23 protein-coding genes and 1 pseudogene are annotated in these 17,814 nt (G+C 68.2%); 11 read left to right on the top strand and 13 right to left on the bottom strand.

The features are described 5' to 3' along the window. Positions 1 to 7 precede the first annotated feature (7 nt). Entirely contained in the window at positions 8 to 523 is a 516-nt protein-coding gene (locus DFR69_RS16105; protein ID WP_110038385.1) for a GNAT family N-acetyltransferase, read from the top strand. A gap of 396 nt (positions 524 to 919) precedes the next feature. Here DFR69_RS16105 and DFR69_RS16100 read toward each other — a convergent pair whose 3' ends face one another. From DFR69_RS16100 to DFR69_RS16085, 4 genes are all read right to left on the bottom strand, one after another. Then, positions 920 to 1,492 (bottom strand): DUF1361 domain-containing protein, encoded by a 573-nt coding sequence (locus DFR69_RS16100; protein ID WP_110038384.1) that lies wholly within the window; start codon positions 1,490 to 1,492, stop codon positions 920 to 922. A 24-nt stretch (positions 1,493 to 1,516) separates the two neighbouring features. After that, positions 1,517 to 2,290: a helix-turn-helix transcriptional regulator gene (locus DFR69_RS16095; protein ID WP_110038383.1), complete on the bottom strand. Its 774-nt coding sequence runs from the start codon at positions 2,288 to 2,290 to the stop codon at positions 1,517 to 1,519. A gap of 96 nt (positions 2,291 to 2,386) precedes the next feature. After that, positions 2,387 to 2,740 (bottom strand): hypothetical protein, encoded by a 354-nt coding sequence (locus tag DFR69_RS16090; protein ID WP_110038382.1) that lies wholly within the window; start codon positions 2,738 to 2,740, stop codon positions 2,387 to 2,389. 21 nt (positions 2,741 to 2,761) lie between these two features. After that, positions 2,762 to 3,259 carry a TetR/AcrR family transcriptional regulator gene (locus DFR69_RS16085; protein WP_110038381.1) on the bottom strand — a complete coding sequence of 166 codons (498 nt, stop codon included), beginning with the start codon at positions 3,257 to 3,259 and terminating at the stop codon, positions 2,762 to 2,764. A gap of 56 nt (positions 3,260 to 3,315) precedes the next feature. Here DFR69_RS16085 and DFR69_RS35755 point away from each other — a divergent pair. After that, positions 3,316 to 3,759: pseudogene (locus tag DFR69_RS35755) on the top strand (FAD-dependent oxidoreductase); the annotation flags it as partial. A 132-nt stretch (positions 3,760 to 3,891) separates the two neighbouring features. Here the strand turns inward: DFR69_RS35755 and DFR69_RS16075 are convergent. The 3 genes from DFR69_RS16075 to DFR69_RS16065 all read right to left on the bottom strand — a co-directional run bounded on the left by DFR69_RS16075 (position 3,892) and on the right by DFR69_RS16065 (position 7,042). After that, positions 3,892 to 4,809, bottom strand: a complete 918-nt coding sequence (locus DFR69_RS16075; RefSeq protein ID WP_110038379.1) for an ABC transporter substrate-binding protein — start codon at positions 4,807 to 4,809, stop codon at positions 3,892 to 3,894. A gap of 2 nt (positions 4,810 to 4,811) precedes the next feature. Next, the gene (locus DFR69_RS16070) at positions 4,812 to 6,278 is read right to left on the bottom strand and encodes an MFS transporter (RefSeq protein WP_244198287.1); all 1,467 of its coding nucleotides are present in this window, start codon (positions 6,276 to 6,278) and stop codon (positions 4,812 to 4,814) included. A 164-nt stretch (positions 6,279 to 6,442) separates the two neighbouring features. Next, on the bottom strand, positions 6,443 to 7,042 hold the full coding sequence (locus DFR69_RS16065) for a GntR family transcriptional regulator (RefSeq protein ID WP_244198318.1): 600 nt from the start codon (positions 7,040 to 7,042) through the stop codon (positions 6,443 to 6,445). Positions 7,043 to 7,176: 134 nt separating this feature from the next. On the opposite strand from DFR69_RS16065, the gene DFR69_RS16060 reads away from it, so the two are divergent. Further along, positions 7,177 to 8,580, top strand: coding sequence for a lipase family protein (locus tag DFR69_RS16060; protein ID WP_244198286.1), 1,404 nt, complete (start codon positions 7,177 to 7,179; stop codon positions 8,578 to 8,580). A 209-nt stretch (positions 8,581 to 8,789) separates the two neighbouring features. Here the strand turns inward: DFR69_RS16060 and DFR69_RS16055 are convergent, their stop codons facing one another. After that, a complete protein-coding gene (locus tag DFR69_RS16055; protein ID WP_167456289.1) occupies positions 8,790 to 10,307 on the bottom strand; it encodes an MFS transporter in 1,518 nt (505 codons plus the stop codon). Then, complete coding sequence (locus DFR69_RS16050) at positions 10,304 to 10,840, bottom strand: helix-turn-helix domain-containing protein (RefSeq protein WP_110038376.1); 537 nt, start codon at positions 10,838 to 10,840, stop codon at positions 10,304 to 10,306. Before DFR69_RS16050 ends, DFR69_RS16055 begins: the two co-directional genes overlap by 4 nt. A gap of 137 nt (positions 10,841 to 10,977) precedes the next feature. On the opposite strand from DFR69_RS16050, the gene DFR69_RS16045 reads away from it, so the two are divergent. From DFR69_RS16045 to DFR69_RS16035, 4 genes are read left to right on the top strand one after another with little or no spacing between them, the layout of a single operon-like run. After that, the gene (locus tag DFR69_RS16045) at positions 10,978 to 11,634 is read left to right on the top strand and encodes a TetR/AcrR family transcriptional regulator (protein WP_110038375.1); all 657 of its coding nucleotides are present in this window, start codon (positions 10,978 to 10,980) and stop codon (positions 11,632 to 11,634) included. Further along, on the top strand, positions 11,631 to 11,777 hold the full coding sequence (locus DFR69_RS34475; RefSeq protein WP_167456288.1) for a hypothetical protein: 147 nt from the start codon (positions 11,631 to 11,633) through the stop codon (positions 11,775 to 11,777). The genes DFR69_RS16045 and DFR69_RS34475 overlap by 4 nt, the downstream gene beginning before the upstream one ends. Next, complete coding sequence (locus DFR69_RS16040) at positions 11,762 to 11,965, top strand: hypothetical protein (RefSeq protein WP_110038374.1); 204 nt, start codon at positions 11,762 to 11,764, stop codon at positions 11,963 to 11,965. The genes DFR69_RS34475 and DFR69_RS16040 overlap by 16 nt, the downstream gene beginning before the upstream one ends. A 9-nt stretch (positions 11,966 to 11,974) precedes the next feature. Then, the gene (locus tag DFR69_RS16035) at positions 11,975 to 12,184 is read left to right on the top strand and encodes a hypothetical protein (protein ID WP_110038373.1); all 210 of its coding nucleotides are present in this window, start codon (positions 11,975 to 11,977) and stop codon (positions 12,182 to 12,184) included. Positions 12,185 to 12,209: 25 nt separating this feature from the next. Here DFR69_RS16035 and DFR69_RS35750 read toward each other — a convergent pair whose 3' ends face one another. After that, positions 12,210 to 12,644, bottom strand: coding sequence for an ABC transporter substrate-binding protein (locus DFR69_RS35750; protein ID WP_373867021.1), 435 nt, complete (start codon positions 12,642 to 12,644; stop codon positions 12,210 to 12,212). Continuing rightward, positions 12,559 to 12,762 carry a hypothetical protein gene (locus DFR69_RS35240; RefSeq protein ID WP_244198325.1) on the bottom strand — a complete coding sequence of 68 codons (204 nt, stop codon included), beginning with the start codon at positions 12,760 to 12,762 and terminating at the stop codon, positions 12,559 to 12,561. The genes DFR69_RS35750 and DFR69_RS35240 overlap by 86 nt, the downstream gene beginning before the upstream one ends. A 242-nt stretch (positions 12,763 to 13,004) precedes the next feature. Here DFR69_RS35240 and DFR69_RS16025 point away from each other — a divergent pair, with 242 nt between their 5' ends. The 4 genes from DFR69_RS16025 to DFR69_RS16010 all read left to right on the top strand — a co-directional run bounded on the left by DFR69_RS16025 (position 13,005) and on the right by DFR69_RS16010 (position 16,496). After that, positions 13,005 to 13,487, top strand: coding sequence for a nuclear transport factor 2 family protein (locus DFR69_RS16025; protein WP_110038372.1), 483 nt, complete (start codon positions 13,005 to 13,007; stop codon positions 13,485 to 13,487). Positions 13,488 to 13,921: 434 nt separating this feature from the next. After that, the gene (locus DFR69_RS16020; protein WP_167456287.1) at positions 13,922 to 14,254 is read left to right on the top strand and encodes a nuclear transport factor 2 family protein; all 333 of its coding nucleotides are present in this window, start codon (positions 13,922 to 13,924) and stop codon (positions 14,252 to 14,254) included. Further along, positions 14,251 to 14,763 (top strand): sulfurtransferase, encoded by a 513-nt coding sequence (locus DFR69_RS16015; protein WP_110038370.1) that lies wholly within the window; start codon positions 14,251 to 14,253, stop codon positions 14,761 to 14,763. The genes DFR69_RS16020 and DFR69_RS16015 overlap by 4 nt, the downstream gene beginning before the upstream one ends. Positions 14,764 to 15,050: 287 nt before the next feature. Then, positions 15,051 to 16,496, top strand: coding sequence for an FAD-dependent oxidoreductase (locus DFR69_RS16010; RefSeq protein ID WP_110038629.1), 1,446 nt, complete (start codon positions 15,051 to 15,053; stop codon positions 16,494 to 16,496). A 113-nt stretch (positions 16,497 to 16,609) separates the two neighbouring features. On the opposite strand, the gene DFR69_RS16005 is transcribed toward DFR69_RS16010, so the two are convergent. Both DFR69_RS16005 and DFR69_RS16000 read right to left on the bottom strand, forming a co-directional pair. Then, the gene (locus DFR69_RS16005) at positions 16,610 to 17,176 is read right to left on the bottom strand and encodes a hypothetical protein (RefSeq protein ID WP_110038369.1); all 567 of its coding nucleotides are present in this window, start codon (positions 17,174 to 17,176) and stop codon (positions 16,610 to 16,612) included. Positions 17,177 to 17,346: 170 nt separating this feature from the next. Beyond that, positions 17,347 to 17,748: a Dabb family protein gene (locus DFR69_RS16000; RefSeq protein WP_110038368.1), complete on the bottom strand. Its 402-nt coding sequence runs from the start codon at positions 17,746 to 17,748 to the stop codon at positions 17,347 to 17,349. Positions 17,749 to 17,814: the final 66 nt, after the last annotated feature.

Below are 17,814 nucleotides of genomic sequence, written 5' to 3'. Positions count from 1 at the left end.
GAACGTCATGACCATCAGTCACGGCTGGACCACTCGCGTCGAGACCAGCGCCGATATCGCCACGATCCGGGAGATCAACCTCGCCGCCTTCGATCGGGCCGAGGAAGCCGACCTCGTCGACGCGCTGCGCCGGGACCCCGCCTGGATCCCGGACCTGTCGATCCTCACCCTCGACGACAACGGCGTTCCCGCCGGGTACGCGCTGCTGACCCGCGCGCACATCGACGACACCCCGGCCCTGTGCCTGGGTCCGTGCGCGGTCCCGCCGCGGTATCAGAAGACCGGCGCCGGATCGGCCGCGATCCGCGCGGGACTCGACGCTGCCAGGGCCATGGGTGAGCACTTCGTCACCGTCCTCGGACATCCCGAGTACTACCCCCGTTTCGGGTTCACCCGCGCGAGTTCCCATGGTGTCAGCATGAAGATGCCGGTGCCCGACGAGGCACTGATGGTGCTGAGCCTCGACGGAAAGCCTGTGCCCAGCGGCATCATCCGCTACGCGACGGCCTTCGGCGACATCTGAACCATCCGTTCGGGCATCAGCCCCTCGACCCCCGGGGCTCGCCGGTAGCGCGGCGAGCTCCGGGGACGACCAACCGCGCCTCCGTCCGTATACTCGGCGCTTCCACCGGCATGACGGGGTGCCGGTGACGGTCTGGTGTTCGGCGGAGGTGGGATCGGGGTGTGGGATCGAACGGAGATCCTCGAACGGCTCGCCGTCCTGCGACATACGGATTCCGGGTTCACCCGGTTCGGCTCCGCCGCCCACCGTTACCGGCTGAATCCACCACTCGCCGAATCCGAGGTCACGACGTTCGAGACCCGCCACGGCGTGACACTGCCCGAGGACTACCGAACCTTCATCCGAGACCCCAGCGGGGCACGCTCTGGGAGGACGGGCGGTGCAGCGACATGGGCATCACCCCCTTCGCCGCCGGCTTCGCCGACTGGTACCTGCGCTGGCTGAGCCTGGATCCACCGGCCCGGTGACGGCCCGGCGTCGATGCCGTAAGGCGCCGGTCCGCCGTCGTTCGGCCACCGCGAGATCTGCCTCCGCGCGAGTGTTGCACCAGCTGATCAGGTGGGATCTGCCGCGTGGACCGCAGAAGAGCACGAAGTTCCCGAGTACGGCCCGAGAGTCGAAGTGCTGCCGCAGTTTCGCCCACATCCGGACGGGCGACCGTACATCCCAGCTGTTCAGCCGCAGGTAACGGCCGAAATAGATGCCCACCGACACCAGCAGCGGCAAGGTCCCGATCAGCAGCCGCAGCGGCAGATCCCACAGATCCTGATTCGATTCGCCGTAGATGGTGAGTGCGAAGGCGAGGTGCACCGCGAAGACTCCGAGGACGGTGTTGATCACGCCGGACATCGCGAACGCCGACACCGCGATGATGTCGTACCACAGCGGCACCGTCTCGTCTGCACGTCGATGGTTCAGGTTCAGTTCGGTGATCAGGTAGCCCGAATTCGGTAGCGCCAGGAGCCACACCGCACGGCTGAGCCCTCGGCCGGACTACACGCCGAGGAAGATCCGCACCCACCCCGGATGGTCGACGATATCGACGTCGAACACCTGCACCAGCACTTCGACCGGTCCACCGGTCACCGGGTCACGGAGCCGGATCGGCGTCGACCCCGTCGAGAAGGTCACCTCGCCGAGCGCCCACAGCGCGCGGAACTCCGCGTACGTTCCGAGCTCGCCGAGCAGACGCTCTGCCCATCCGAGCTGACCGACCGCGCCGATCCGCCCGCGCAGGCCGCTCACCGATCTCCGCGCCACTTCGTCCCGATTCAGGACGACGCGCTGGGCCAGCGGATCACCGAACAACCAGTGCAGCATGTTGCCGCCCTCGCCCAGTCCCGGCAGCATGGTCCGGGTGGCGGCGTTGAGCGCCAGGATATTGCCGCGCGAGTCGAAGTAACCCGCGATCCGGTCACCATGGGCATCGAGATTCCGCAGCGCGTCGGGGCCGATGCCTGCCCGCAACTGGTCCACCGTGGGTGTCGCGGTGATCGGCAGTCCCGCCAGATCGAACAGGTGCCTGCGCTCGGCGGCACGCAGCGTCCGCACCCGGTCCAGGCAATCAGCCAGTGCCTCGACGACCGCGCGGGCCGGATGATCCCGATCGCCCCACTCCAAGTGGGTGATGTAGCTGGCGCTGACGCCCGCCGACATCGCCAGGCGCTCGCGGGACAGGCGGCGATCATCGCGCAACCCGCGCAGGAAACCGCCGAAGCTCGGCGCCGCCGGCAACGTTCCCTCGTAAGACCTGGTCAGCTGCTTCATCGCACGCACTCCCGTCAGAGCATTCCGCTTGCTGCACGATAGCGCCGACAGCACGCGACAGGACGGGAATCGAACAGCCGCCGACTCGTGCGGGCTTCAGTGGGCGCAGGCCTTTTCGATCAGCGCGACCACCTCGGCGGGATCGTCGACCTGGATGACGAGTCGCGCGTAGCGCTCGTCGGCCAGCTCGACGACGACGGCCTTGTCCGGGTCGCGCAGGTCCCAGAACACCTGTTCCCCGTCGATGTGGAAGGTCCCCGCGGTGATGACGCCGGGCAGGTGCGTGCCGGGCGCGCGGATACCCTTGCGTTCCTTGACGATTCCCGGGTCGACGGTCGCGCCGCGGACGTTCGTCAACGGGATCACCAGGCGGCTCTTCAATGCCCACAGCTTGTCGAGACCTTCGATGCGGACAACCAGGTCTCCGCCGTCGATGCTGACCTCGGCCATGTCGTTCTCCTTCGTTCGTGCCTATGGATCGGTCGGTGTGCGTGCGGTGAACTCGCCGGCGATGCGGGAGATGTCCTCCCCCGCGCGGGCGCGCAGACGCAGTCCCAGCAACGTCGCCGTCGACAGCGTTCCGTCGCCCAGGGCGGAGGTGATCGCGTCGAGTTCGGCGAAGGCGCCCGTGACCTCGGCGGCGACTTCCGCGTCGGACACACCCTGCTCGATCGCCGCCATCAACAGCAGGTCGAGACTGCCGATGCCCTCGGATGTCACCGCGGTGCAGAGGATTCGCAAGGGATCGTCGGCGGCGGCGATGGCGGACAGGTTCTTCTTGCGCGTGGCTCGCAGCGCCCGCAGATACAGCCCGCGCTTGCTCCCGAACGTGCGATACAGGCTGTGCCGGTGCACGCCGAGCTGCCCGACGAGGTCGTCGACCGACACCGCGTCGAACCCGCGCCGGGCGAACAGTTCCGCTGCGGACTCCACCACCGCGGCCTCGTCGAAGGTCCTCGGTCGCGCCATGTGGTCACCCTATCCAGTTTGGGAACACTCAGTCAAGAACGATCGTTTCCAAATCAATGGACCGGCGCGCAGTTCCGTTGCGCCGCAGGCGGTGTGCACAGCCTGCAACGTGGCAGGCGCCCGTTCGGCGTCGCCCTCGTGCCGGTCTCGCCGAACGGGAAATGGAGAAGCCGGTGAACCCTCACTACGACGTGATAATTGTCGGCGCACGCTGCGCGGGATCGCCGTCGGCGGTGATGCCGGCCCGCCGAGGCATGTCGGTGGCGCTGCTCGACAAGGCGCACTTCCCCAGCGATGTGCCCTCCACCAGCGCTTTCCAGTCCAACTGGGTCGAGGTCCTGGCGCGGATCGGTGTCCTCGACGACGTCATGGCCGCCGGGGCAGCAGTGCTGCGGCGGGCCGTGATCACCGCGACCTCGGGGGCCTTCACCGGCGAGATCGACCCCGAGGTCTACGGAACGGTGTGGGGGATGCATCGCACGAGCATCGACCGGATCCTGGTGGCGGCGGCGCGAGCGGCCGGTGCCGAGGTGCGCACAGGGTGCGGTATCCGCGCGATGACCCCTGGGCCTCGCCCGAGTGTGGGCGAGGCCCAGGGCCACCATGCCTCTGAAGCGCGCCGATTCCGCCGGTCAGTGTGCGGCGCGGGCCAGTTCGAGACTGTCGACGACACGGGTATCGATCAGGTCGGCGAACGCCGGCGCGGTGGGCACCATCTTCTCCTGCGCGAGGATTCGCATCCAGCGGTCGCTCGCGCCGGCGTCGATCCGCACCGTGTCCCACGTGCCTGAGGACTTGATCCGCGCACAGGACCGCAGCAACGTCTCGGTGGCGATGCCCGGCCAGTGCGCGGCGAGCAGCGGTTCGAGTTCCGCGAGCGGAACGGTCCGCACCGCGCGCATGGCCTGCTCCAGGGCGGTGGTGAACCGGACCAGCCGATCGGCCAACTCGTCGTATCGATCGGTGCGCAGGTAGTAGACGCTGTTGGGACCCAGGCCGCCCACCTCGGTGTAGTCGATCGCGATGGCTCCGGATCCCCGATCCTGCAGGATCTGCGCCGTCGTCATGTCGAGGACGATCGCGTCACCGAGGCCGGCTTCGAACAACTCGACGAACATCGGCGTCGACAGATCCCGCAAGAACGTCATGTCCGCGGGATCGAGCCCGGCTTCCCGGATCAGGCCCGCGGTGAAGGCATAGGGCGCGCTGCCACCGATGCCCGGCGCGAGGACGGTCGCACCGACCAGATCCGCCCAGCCGAACCCTTCCGCGTCGCCGCGCACGACGAGCGCCTTGGGGAACTGGTGATTGAGCTGAGCGAAGACTGTCAGCTCGCGCGGTGTGCCCCAATACATTCCGGGCACCCACAGACCACCGAGCGCGATGTCGGCGGCACCGCTGTCGAGATCGTCGAGTACCCCGGTCCAGGGATCCTTCGCCGTCGCGGTCACGCTGAGGTCCTGCGCGGCGAACAGTCCCCGATCCGCGGCGAAATACTCCGGCAGGTAGTTCAGGCCGTGGGCAGTAGCGGAAATCTTCAATTCGTCCATGATCAGGCTCCTTCGCGCAGTGGACGGGACGGGGCATCGGCCGTAGCGGCTTCTCCGCTGACGACTTCCAATGGCTTGCCGAATGTTTCGGGGCCGAACCGCGCCGCGACGACCAACAGCGCGTACATGACGGCGATCATCGCGAACACCCCGGGAACCCCGGCCCGGTCGAAGAAGAACAGGGCCGCGAAGGGCATCACCGCGCCGGCGACATTGCCGATGCCGTTGACCACCGAGGCACCCATCGCGCGCACCGAGGTCGGGAACAGCTCCGGGGACCACACCGAGAGCATCGTGTTGAGCATCATCGTGAAGAACTGGAAGATCATGCCCAGGGTCAGCAGCAGCACGGTCGAGGTGGCGAACAGCGCGAACGCGATCGCCGAGAGACAGCCGAGCACGGCAGCGCCCATCACCGTGGGACGCCGTGGCGCCCGGCCCGCGAGGTAGGAGGCAGCGCAGGCGCCGAAGAGGCTGCCGATGTTCATGATCATGGTGAACGCCAGCGAGTCGGTGAGCGAGTATCCGCGTGACACCAGCAGGATCGGCATGAGGAACAGCAGGGTGACCTGCGCGCCGAACGACATCCAGGAGGCCGCGCCGATCGCGGCGACGCGTCGACCGTTGCGGCCCTTGAACACCTCGACATACGAGGACCTGGTCTGCCGCGGAATGTCTGCCGCGCTGACATAGTCGACCACCGGGCCCGGGTCGCGCAGTCCGGCGATGCTCCCACTGCCGAGCCGGGTCAGGCTGAGGTTGGCTTCGGCGACGCGTCCCTTGGACAGCAGGAACCGCGGCGACTCGGGCAGGTACCTCCGGAAGAACACGACCAGGACCGCGGGAACCGCCAAGATCACATACGTCCAGCGCCAGGAGGTGTCGTCCCCGCCGAGCAGGGCGCCCAGCGGACCGAGAACGAGGGCGAAGAACCCGAAGGAGGCGATGTTGCCGATACCGCCCGAGGAGATGTTCAGCGTCGCCAGGAGCGAGCCACGGTGGCGCGTCGCGACCATCTCGGCCAGGATCGCCAGACCGACGGTGAATTCACCGCCGAGGCCGATGCCGACGATGAAGCGGCTGGTCAACAGTATTTCGTAGTTGACAGCGGCGGCGCTGATCAGTCCGCCGAGGGTATACACCAGCAGGTTCAGGCTGAGTGCGGTCCGGCGTCCCCAGCGGTCGGCGAGGTAGCCGCCGATGAGGCGCCCGACCAGACCGCCGATCACGGTCGCGGTATTGATCAGGGTGAGTTCGGCATTGCCGATGCCGAAGGACTCCTTCAGGAGCGGACCCATCGCACCGGTCGAGTTCTGTTCGAGCGAATCGAAGAACAGTCCGGCCATGAGCAAGGCGATGACGACCGCCTGAACCCGGCCGAAGCCGATGCGGTCGAGAGCGGCGGCCAAGCCGGGTGACGAGGCCGGGGACGGGATGGGGGGCGGCGTTTCAGACGAGGTGAGCGACATCTCGGACTCCGAGGACGGAAGCGACGCCGACAACGTGCGTATCGGCGAGCTGCCTTCAGCGACGCTGGAAGCAAGCTGCCCTATTTGTATGCAATCCCTTTGACGCTCACGTTTCCCGCCGCGCCGATCAGGTTACGGGATCGATATATCACGCCATATTGCATTCAATCTTGCGCGAAGTACACCTCGTCGCGGCGCAGATGCTCCTCCATGAGGAAGCCCGCCTGCACCGGGGCGCCGTTGAGTACGGCGAGCGCGACCGCTCGATGGTCACTCACCGAGACCGTCGGATTGTGACCGAGGGCCCAGCGCACCCGCGCATTGACTTCCGCCAGCAGGCGAATCAACTCCTCGTTACCGGACGCGCGGGCGATCAACTCGTGGAAGGGCTGTCCCGATCCGGAGTGCTCGTCGGACGCCGCCGAGAGGAAGCCGGCAAGCTCCGCGGCAGCACAGCCGCCTCGATTCTCGCCGGCCAACTGCGCGGCCAACACCTCCAAACCGCGGCGGACCTGCAACAACTCACGAGCCGCGGCGACCGGCGGCTCCGCCACCGTCGCGCCGCGATGCCTGACGATGGTGACGAACCCCTCGGACTGCAACCGCGCCAAGGCTTCCCGCACCGGGATTCGCGAGACGCCGAACCGTTTGGCCAGCACCTCCGCGATCAAACGCTCCCCGGCGGGTAACCGCCCCGACAGGATCTCCGCGCGCACGGTCCGCGCGATCATCTCCCCGGATGAATCCTCACCCGACTCCGCCATCACCGTCACCACTGCAGACTATCGAGACCCAGCCCGCCAACCGTCCCAGACAGGCATTGTTCCACAGCCCGTATCACGGTAATCTCACCTCCCAACGTTGAGACGCCATCGTCTCAACCAGTAAGGAGTAGAAGATGACCCCGCGGACAAAGTTGTCCCGCAGACTGGCGACCCTGGCCGTCACCGTCGCAGCCATCACCCCGGCTCTCACGTTCTCCGTCGCGGGCGCGCAGCCGGCCGACACAGCTCCGGTGCCGGTACAGCCGGCGCCCGCGCTCGCAGTGCCCCCGGAGCTCGATCCGGCGTTCTACCGCCCGCCGACGGACATCGTGGCAACCAAGCAACCCGGCGAGATCATCGCCGCCCGGCAGATCGATGTCGCCAACGCCGGCCTCATTCCCCTCAACGTCGACGCCTGGCAGGTCTCCTACCGCTCCAACAACACCCGTGACGAGGCGATCGCCGCCGTCGCGACGGTGCTGAAGCCGCGCGGGTCGGCGCCGGACAAACTGATGTCGATGCAGATCGCCGAGGACTCCCTCGCGGCCTACTGCTCGCCGTCCTACGCCGTCCAGCAGTGGTCTGTCGCGGCAGCGGTCGGACAGATCGTCGCGCCCCTGGAATTCGTTGTCGCGCAGGCACAACTGCAACAGGGCTGGGCCGTGGTCATCCCCGACCATCAGGGCCCCGACAGCGCGTTCGGCGTCGGCCCCCTCGGGGCACGGATCACCCTCGACGGCATTCGCGCCGCGCGCGCCTTCGAACCGATGCGGCTCGCCCCGGACACCCGGATCGGCATGTACGGCTACTCCGGCGGCGCCATCGTCACCGGCCACGCCGCCGAACTCGCGCAGAGCTACGCGCCCGAACTCGACATCGTCGGCGCGGCCATCGGCGGCGTGCCCGCCGACTTCGGCCCGCTGCTCGACATCGGCAACGGCCAGATCTGGTCGGGCATGATCATGGCCGCTGTGCTCGGGCTGGGCCGCGAGTACCGCGAATTCGGCGACCTGCTCAACCGCGATCTCGACCCACTGGGCCAGGGCCTCTCGGTGATCAAGGGCGGACTGTGCGTGCAATACAACACCGCGCTGTTCCCCTTCCTGAACATGAAGGGGATGCTGCGTGTCCCAGAAGGCGACCCGATGCGCAACCCCGTCGTGCGGGACGTCCTGGACAAGACGCGCATGGGCAAGGCGGTACCCGACATGCCGATGTTCATCTGGCAGGCGAACCCCGACGAACTGATCCCGGTGGGCCCGGTCAACACCCTCGTCGACACCTACTGCCAGAGCCCCGAGGCCGATGTCCAGTACATTCGCGAACACCTCGGCGAGCACATCACGACCGAGGTCTCCGGATCGGCGACCGCGCTGCTGTGGCTCCGCGACCGGCTCAACGGCGTCCCCGCGGCATCAGGGTGCAGGACGACCGATGCCGGACTACTCGCCTTGAATCCCGACGGGCTGTCGCTGCTGGCCGACACCTTCGGTGAGACGATCGCCTCCTTCTTCGGAAAGCCCATCGGCGTCCGCTGACCCGAGCGGCGGCCCGAATGGCACGAACACCACCGGTCCCCGAATCGACAACCACCGGACCCGACGACAACCGATCCGCACCTCCCGCAGCTGACCCCCACCTGAGACCGACAAAGCAGCCACCGCGGCCGCCCGGGCCGCGCGCGCCGAGCTGGTCGGCGACAGCGCGTCATGGTGACCACGCCATCGCCGACTGGAACGATCCACGATCAATGATTGCCCTGGGCGGGTTCCCCGACCGGCAGGATCGCGACCTCCGGTACCGCTGCGTCGCTCAGGGATTCGTCGGCGACGGCGGGTTGGGCAGCGGTCGGCTGTGCGGGCAGGAGAAGGCAGAGTCCCGCACTCACGACCAGGGCCGCGACGATCGTGAGGGCGCAGGCAGTCAGTGCGCTCTGATAGTCGCCGTCGGCGGCGACGCCGAAGAACACGGCGCTCAGTGCGGCCACGCCGATCGCGCCGCCGAATTGCTGTCCGGTGGTCCAGATTCCGGACGCCGATCCGGCGTAGCGCGGCGGCACCGTGGACAGGAACAACGTCGTCAACGGCGGCTGGACGAGGTTGATCCCGACGCCGACGACGAACAGGCCGGGCGCGAGCACCCAGGGGTTGACGTCGGTGGACGCGGTGGTGGCGGCGCCGAGCACCGCGACGGTGCCCACGGCGCCGAACAGGGCGCCCGCGAGAACAGCGAAACGGCCGAATCGCACCGTCAGGTTCCCCACCAGTGGGGCGATCGCCAGTCCACCCGCGGAGAAGGCCACGGTCACCACGCCCGCGCGAAGTGCCGTGTAGCCCTGGCCTTCCTGGAGCCAGAGGACGAACACGAGCAGAAATCCGCTGAAGGCGGCGAAGGCGACCAACTGCACAGCCAGGGCGGCGCTGCTCGTGCGAGTGCGCAGCAGGTCGAGCGGCAGCAGCGCTCCGGCCCGGCCCGCCGCATCGCGGTTCTCGCCGACCGCGATGAGCGCGACGATGGCGACACCCACGATCAACAGGAGCCAGGTCCAGGGCGCCCAGTCGTAGGTCCGGCCTTCCAACAGCGGGAACACGATCGCCACCAATCCGGCGGTCACACCGATCGCGGCGAGCCAACGCGGCCGCAGTGCGCCTTCGCCGCGGTTCTCCGGGATGAGCCATGCGCCGAGGCCCAGCAGCACGAGCGCGGCGGGCACACTGATCCAGAAGATCGCCCGCCAGCCGAGGCCGGCCACATCCGCGGTGACGAGCACACCGCCGAGCAGCAGTCCCCCCGCCTGGGCGAGTCCGGCGACCACGCCGAAGATGCCGAGTACGGTGGCGCGTTCGGGCCCGCGGAAGAGCACGAACAAGCTCGAGAGAACTTGGGGCGCGAGAATCGCGGCGGCCGCGCCCTGCGCGGCGCGACTGGCGATCAGTTCGCCCGGGGAATTCGCCAGCGCCGACCACGCGCCCGCGAGCGCGAACAGGCCGAGGCCCGCGAGGAAAACGCGTTTGCGTCCCCACAGGTCACCTACGCGGGCGGCCGTGATCAAGGTGGCCGCGAAGGCCAGCAGGTAGGCCGTCGCGATCCAGCCGACCTGGGCGGGAGTTCCGCCGAGGTCCGCTTGAATCGCCGGTAGGCCGACGTTGACGATCGTGACGTTCAGCAGATCGAGAGTGAACCCCAGTACGAGCACGGCCATCGCGGCCCAGCGGCGGGGATACTGCACGGTGTCGTCGTCGAGTGTGGACGTCGAGGTACTCATCGGGTCTCGCCCCCTGCGCGGCTGGATGACTGGTGTGTGGTGGTCGGCCGCTCGGTCCCGGCCGATCGTTGTGTCGCGGTGAGCGTCGAGGAGCCCGAGGGCGCACCGACCAGACCGTGACGGCGCAGAATCGCGTGCACGGTCGACAGCGCGGGCACCCGGTGGTCGCCGAACCGCTCCAGATGCGTACGGATCCTGCGCGCACCCCATCGCGGGTGGGTCAGTCGCAGGCGCACCACGGCGGCCTCGACAGAGGCCGGGGTCCGGCTCGGGAGATGCTTCGGCCGACGCGATCGCGGCGCCAATCCGACCACGCCGTGTTCCTGGTACCGCGCGAGGTAGCTGTAGTAGCTCTTGCGCGAGACCCGGTATCGGCGACACACCTCGGTCACCGTCAGTCGCTCTCGCTCCGGTGCCTGCAAGATCTCGAGCCAGTCGGTCCCACCGCCCGCTGCGCTCGCTTGATCGCTCGTGCGCGCGCGAACAGTGGGTCGTCCCGGCGGTTCGAGCGTGTCTCGTGGGGTATGCGTCATGGGCCTCTCCCAGAGTGGAACAGCGTAATTTGAACTCGCCAGTTCACTCTAATATTCTGACGCGAGCATATCAACCGGAGTACATACAACTGAACCGGCGAGGCAATTTTCCAGGTCGGATGAGCTAGACTGCAGACGTGACTCCGACGACGACGCAGACCGGGCAGACCACTTCGCGTGGGCGTATCGACAAGCGCCAGGCGATCCTGGACGCGGCTTTCGCGGTGTTCGCCCGTCGGGGCTACGCGCAAGCGGGCGTCCAGGAGATCGCCGAGGTCGCCGGCGTCGCCAAACCCACCATCTACAACCACCTCAACGACAAGGAAACGCTGTTCCGGCACACCCTCGCCGCCGTCAGCGACGCGGTGCTCGCCGAGAACCTGGCGGTGGTCGAGCGGCTGCGCAACCCGGGCGAGGATCTGCGAGCAACCCTGGAAGACGTGGCCTATCGGTTGATCAAGTCCTGCTGTTCGGAGCAGTCCCGGTCGCTGCGCTGGCTCACCTACGGTCAGGTCGCCCAGTTCCCGGACCTGATCGATGTGGTGGTGAGCCGCACGTCCGATCAACTGGGCGACGCGCTCGCGGATCGGCTGGCGCGACTGGCGCTGTCCGGCCGGTTGCGCGCGAGCGATCCCGCGACAGCCGCCGAGCAGTTCCTCGTACTGATCACCGGCCCCATGGAGGGCCGCACCCGGCTGGGCACCCGCAAGGTCGCCGCCGCCGAGATGCACGCCGTCGCCACCGCGGCGGTCGACACGTTCCTGCGCGCCTACGGCACCACGGAGAATCCTTGAGCCACCGCCCTTTCCGCTTCGGCCTCGTCACCGTCTCCCCCGCCGACCCGAAGGCGTGGACAGCGACCGCCCGCTGGGCCGAGGACACCGGCCTGTCGTCACTACTCCTGCCCGAGCTGCCCGCCCGGTGCCCGCGCCGCTGACCGCCCTCGGCTACGGCGAGCTGGGCGTCCCGGTCGAGTCCGACCGTCTCAGGTTCGAGCGCCTCGCCGACTCGGTCGGGATCATCAACGCGCTGTTGCGTGGCGAACGTGTCGAGGCGACCGAACCGCATTACGCCAACACCGGCACCACGTTGCTGCCCCGCCGCCACGCAAGGTGCCGTTGCTGATCGCGGCGGGTGGCGACCGCGCTCGCCGCGGCCGAGGCCGACACCGTCGCGTTCAGCACCCCCAGGAGCACCATCGGCCCGCCGATACCCGCCGGAGCGCCGAACATGCTCACCGGATCCCCCGCGCAGGTGGCTGATCAGCTCCACCGGCTCCGTGACGACTACGGCGTCTCCTACATCGTCTCGACGACGACGCACGCGAACTCGCGCCCGTGGTGAGCCGGCTGTCGGGTACCTGAGCCGCTCAGCCGCCCTCGACGAGTGCGGCACCGGGGATGGCGGCCAGCAGGCGGCGCGTGTAGTCGTGGGCGGGTTCGTCGAAAACCCTGTCGGTGCTGTCGATCTCGACGATCCGGCCCTGTCGCATCACCGCCACGCGGTGGGTTCGTCGCACACCACCAGCTCCGACGACAACGCCAGTGCCCGTCGCGGGCACGGTGCCGCTGGCGAAGACGGCCTCCACGATCTGGCGGCGATCGACCGCGACCTGGATGGCGCGCCGCACCCGCGCGTCCTGCAGGATCGGGCGGGAGTTGTTGAGGCCGAGGTTGAACACCGCGCCGGGGTGCGAACGCGTGAGGGTCCGGAGCCGATCACGTTGTCGCTGCAGCGCTGCTGCCGACCTGCTGGGGATCGACGCAGCCGGCGTCGGAAGCGACGGAGAACCGCAGCGTGCCACCGGATCTCGGCGGGCCCGCGTCGCCGGCCTGCTCGCCACCGGTGCCACAACCACCGGCGAACAGGCTCACCACCGCCGCCGCACGGCGCATCGACATCTTACGAACAGCACTGCTCACGCCAGAATTCCTCTGTCTACTGCCCGGATTCACGTGGGACTCACGGCGGGCGACACGACGAAAGATTTCACACGGCGAAATACTCGGTCAACAATTCGGATCACCTCGCTCGCAATACATCGTCGCATCGAATCGACCGGTACGCCATCCGACGGCGTCGAGCACCGTGCTAGCTTCGCATCGTGTCGATTGCCGAACGACGCGCCGCGCGACGTGTTGTCGCCGGCAGAGAAAGGACCGACGTGACCGCGATACACGACAATCTGCTCGCCACGATCGAAGCGGAGCGGGCGATCTTCCGAACGTTCTACAAATTCTTCCGGATCGCCGACACCCAGGAGAGCGAGCGGTTCAGCGAGTGCTTCACCCCCGACGCGCTCATCGAGTACCGGATCATGCCGGGCCCGCCGGTGCTGTTCCACGGCCGGGACGAGTTCACCGAGCACATGAGCCGCGTGCCGAAGGCGCGGCGATCGCTGGTCGCCCACGTGATCGGGCAGGCCTCCATCGAATGGAACGGTGACAAGCCCCTGCTCACGGCCTATGCCACGGTCTGGCACTGGTTCTCCAGCACCGCGTCCACCGATGTCGGCAGGCCCGCCGACTGGACCGTCATCGGCCTGGTCCAGGACGAGTTCGAACAGTACGAGGGTGAGTGGCTGATCTCGCATCGCGACGTGCGCCATGTCGCGGGCAAGGTCGCCGCGGGCCGCGGACCGATCTGAAGGCCCCCGGTCGGCGGCGCGGGATCGGGCCGGACTCGCTGTCGAGTCCGGCCCGAATTCTGTGTGCGCCGAGATCGAAAGCAACTGCTGTCACCACATTGTTCGGGGACATCGGTGACATTTGTTTCGATAACTTCGGTGACAATTCTGCGCTCGAAATTCCGACCTCACCGAAGAACTGTCACCCATGTTCCGACAACAATGACCCGTCCGTCCATCTGATATCGGAATACTGCGGTCGGGACCGGCGAAACCTACGGTCGGTCCGCAGGTTTTCCGCCGCGATCTTGTGAGACCCGAACGACCCGTGCCAAGGTGAATTCAGCCCGGTCCGGAAACGACATGGCCGAGGTTTCCCGGAGGCTCCCGATCGGCCGATGACACGCCGCGGGAGGAATCTGCTCCGGTGCGGTTCGAGCGAGAGGCGCCACGCGATGTCGGAAGTCCTGGAACTGGTCGAGCAGGTCAAGCTGCTCACTGAACGCCTCGAGACGCTCGAGACTGTCCGCGCACTCAACGCCCTGCGCGATGACCTGCCGCGCCGCATCAACGAGGGCAGGTGGGCCGAGGACGGCGAATTGTTCAGCGCCGACGCCCATCTCGACTACCGCCATCTCGGCCAGGCGCGGGGCCGGGACGCGATCGCGGCCTACTTCGCCGGCCTGCCGCTACCGAAAGCTCCTTCGCGGCAGGCAAGTTCACCGACGAGTACGTCCGGGAGGACGGCCGGTGGCGCTTCGCGCGGCTGGCAGCAGTACGCCCGATGACGATTCGGGAAGCACTGCGCACCAGCACTATCGGAGGTCAGCATGGGTCGGTCCATCCCCCACGTCGTGTCCGTCTCCTGGCTCCGCGAACGCCTCGGCGAGCCGGGACTCGTCGTCGTCGACGCGAGCGCCGACTTCGCCGATCCGGACGCCGACCAACCCTCCACCGCACCGGACTCCGAGCGTTTCGCCGCCGCGGCGAGACGGAGATCTTCGCCCGTCCCGGCCATATTCCCGGCAGCATCAACCTTCCTGTCGACCGTGTTCGAAACCCGGCAACCGGAGCCCTGCGCCCTGTCGGTGAACTGCACACCCTGTTCACCGCGGCAGGCCTGCTCGACCCTGCGATCATCCCAGTCGCCTATTGCGCCGGCGGAGTCGCGGCCACCAGCGTCGCTCACGCCCTGGCCTCGGTCGGCCGGGAAGATGCCGCCGTCTACGACGGCTCCCTCAGCGCATGGACCGCAGATCCCGCGCTTCCCCTGACCCCAGGCGAGCACGATGCCTGACGCCGACACCGCGGATGCGTCCCCGGGGCGCGGAACACCGGCCGCCGCAGAGCGAGGTCCACCGCTGCTCCACCACCCCAGCCGATCCGGCACCAGCACCTCAGACCGCACGCTTCCGGACGAAGACGCGCACCGTGCGAAGGCTTTGCGCTGCCGGCACCTCGAATCCGTCGAACTCGTCACCGGGGCTCCCACTGAGAGGGATGCGCCGCACCCGAGCAGTCGGCCGGCCGGGCACCCTGGCCGTGTTCCGCGAGGACATCACCGGCCCGGAAAGGGGATTCGCTATGGGTGCTGTGCGATTCGACGAAGAATTCGATGTGGTGGTCCTCGGGGCCGGGGCGGCCGGAGCCGCCGCGGCGTTGAGCGCGCACGCCGCGGGTGCGCGGGTCGTCGTGCTGGAGAAGGCGGACCCGGCCACCGCCGGTGGCAACACCCGGGTGTCCGGCGCGGGCTGGTTCATCAACAGGGACCCGGAACGGGCGGCGGTCTTCCTCCGTTCACTGTGCGGGCCGTTTCCGGTCGCCGAGGACGTCGTCGAGGCGTGGGCTCGCGAGACCGCACTCAATTCCACCTGGCTTCGGGAGTTGGGTGCCGAGGTGGGCGCGAGCGCGCAGTACCACACCGAGGCCGAGTACCTGGGACTCGACGGCAGCGACTGCTATGCCGGCATGGACACCGTCGGCGCCCGGATGGGCAACTTCCTGCTCTACGACTTCCTGCTCGGCGCGCTCACCGACCGTGGCATCGAGGTCCGGTTCCGCACCCCTGCCACGGAACTGCTCGCCGAGTCCGGTGGGGTGACAGGAGTGCAGACCGGTGACGGACGGCGGATCCGCGCGCAAGGTGGTGTCGTGCTGGCGACGGGCGGTTTCGCCGCGAACCCGCGGATGGTCCGGGACCACCTCGGCCTCAGCGATGCGCCGATCTGGGGATCGCCGCACAGCACCGGCGACGGCCACCGCATGGCCCAGCGCCTGGGCGCGGACCTGTGGCACATGGGAAACATGATGACGATCACCGGTGTGCGCATCGACGCGGGACCCGGTGCCTTCCTCGCGCTATGGGCCGCCCACCACTATCTCTTCGTCGGCGCGGACGGCCTGCGGTTCGTCGACGAGACCGCCGAGAACCGCCACGGCCACATCTACCGCAACGGTGAGCTGGAGTTGTTTCCGCAGCGCCGGTTTCACCTGAACTTCGATGAGCGGATGCGCGCAGCCGGCCCGTTGAGCCCGAGCCGGGAGGTGCTGCCGGTGGGGTGGAAGCTGTTGATGGAGGACTTCAGCTGGAGCGCCGACAACAGCGCGGAGATCGACCGCGGGCTGATCCGGCGCGCGGATTCCCTCGCCGAGCTCGCCGAGCTCATCGATGTCGAACCGGCGACGCTGGAACGTACCGTCGCCCGATACAACAAGGCCTGCGAAGCCGGCCACGACGACAGCTTCGGCCGCTCACCGCGGACCCTGGCGCCGGTCTCGCAGCCCCCGTTCTATGTGCTCGAGGTCGCGCCACTGCTCGGCTGGAGCAACGGCGGCCCCCGGCGCGACGGCCGCGCCCGCGTCCTCGACGTGGACGGCGCGGCGATCGCCGGGCTGTATGCCGCCGGCGAGGTGAGCTCGACCTACAGCTGGGCCAAGGACGGTGGATTCCACATCGCCGACGCCCTGGCCTTCGGCCGCGTCGCCGGCCGCGAGGCCGCCGACCGCGCGGACGCGGCGCGGTTTGCGTAGGGCATGACGGCGGATCGACCACCTCGGGATCCACCCCGAAAGTGCTGCGCCACTGGGCCCGCCGACCGGGTGCGACGGCGTGGAACCACCGCGCGGCCACGGCGACGAGGCACTCAGGCCATCATGCTCAGCAGCCCCAGGTCCTCGGCCAGTGCGCCGTCCTGGCCGAGCGCGATGAAATCGGCCTCGACATCGGTGCGGGCGAGCTTGCCCGCCCGCACCGCTCGATAGCGCACGTAGGACCAGAGGAAGACGTCGAGGTTGTCGAAACGCGTCCCGTCCTCGAGCACGTCCTCCTCATGGAACCACACCGCGACCTGGCCATTGGCGAGGACGACGTAGAGATTGCCGCCGCCGTCGGCACCGAGAGAGAACACGTCCTCGTCGGTGAGTTCGGTGGTGTAGTCGCCATCGAGAATGGTGCGGCCGTTGCCTGCGAAGTCGAACGCGTAGGACCAGTCGAAGATGTCGAGGAACTGTGCCAGCCCACCGGAGCGGACCCGGCGGTCGAAGGCCGCCAGTGCCGCGGCATCGGCAGGGGCCAGCTTCTCGAGAAACGAGGCAACCGAACGGGTTTCGGCGGGGATGGCGACCCGTTCGGCGTCGGGGAACCAGCGGGCGAGGTCGGTGTCGAGGCCCCGATCGGTGTAGCCGACGAGATCGGCGAGAGTGAGCGTCACGCCCCGGATTGTAGGAACAGCGCCCGACATCCGCGCACCGCATCGACATCCGCCTCGCAGGTCGAGAACGAGAGTGGTGCGGCGGCAACGGGATACACACGCGAGCGCCATTCCTCGGCACGGCCGGAGTCGGTGAGAGCGGCCCGCCTGACCGTTCCCCCGGTGTTCGGCTAGGCGATACGCACCTGCGGGATCGTGCCCATCAGCCGCGCCCATTCCGGGTACTCGGCCAGTTTGCGTTCGTGCAGCGCCTGCAGTTTCCCGGCGAGCTCGGGGTCCGGGTCGTCGGACGCGTCCGGTCCGATGACGAGCGTGTCGAGGTGCGGGATGATCTGCGGATCGCCGGCGAGATGAACCGGGTCGTGCATGTATCGCTCCACCGCGTCGATATCGGCCAAGCCGACGCAGTAAGCATGGGTCAGGCCTTCGGACGGATCGCCCAGATGCCTGCCGACGATCCCGAAGGACACCGATTCCACCGATGCCGTGCGCCGCATGAGTGCCAGCACGGCCTCCTTGTGCTCCTCGGTGGCGTCCTCGCGGAACTTGAACCGCAGCTGGTGAACGATCATCTCTGCCTCCTGACGGCATAGAACTTGCACTGACGAGTGCAATTTAATAGCCAACCTAGTGCGTTG

Origin of the sequence: Nocardia neocaledoniensis (genome assembly GCF_003182135.1) — a bacterium.
Lineage (GTDB): Bacteria > Actinomycetota > Actinomycetes > Mycobacteriales > Mycobacteriaceae > Nocardia > Nocardia neocaledoniensis.
Note: the sequence above shows the minus strand (reverse complement) of the source record. Positions and strands in the feature narration are given on the sequence as shown.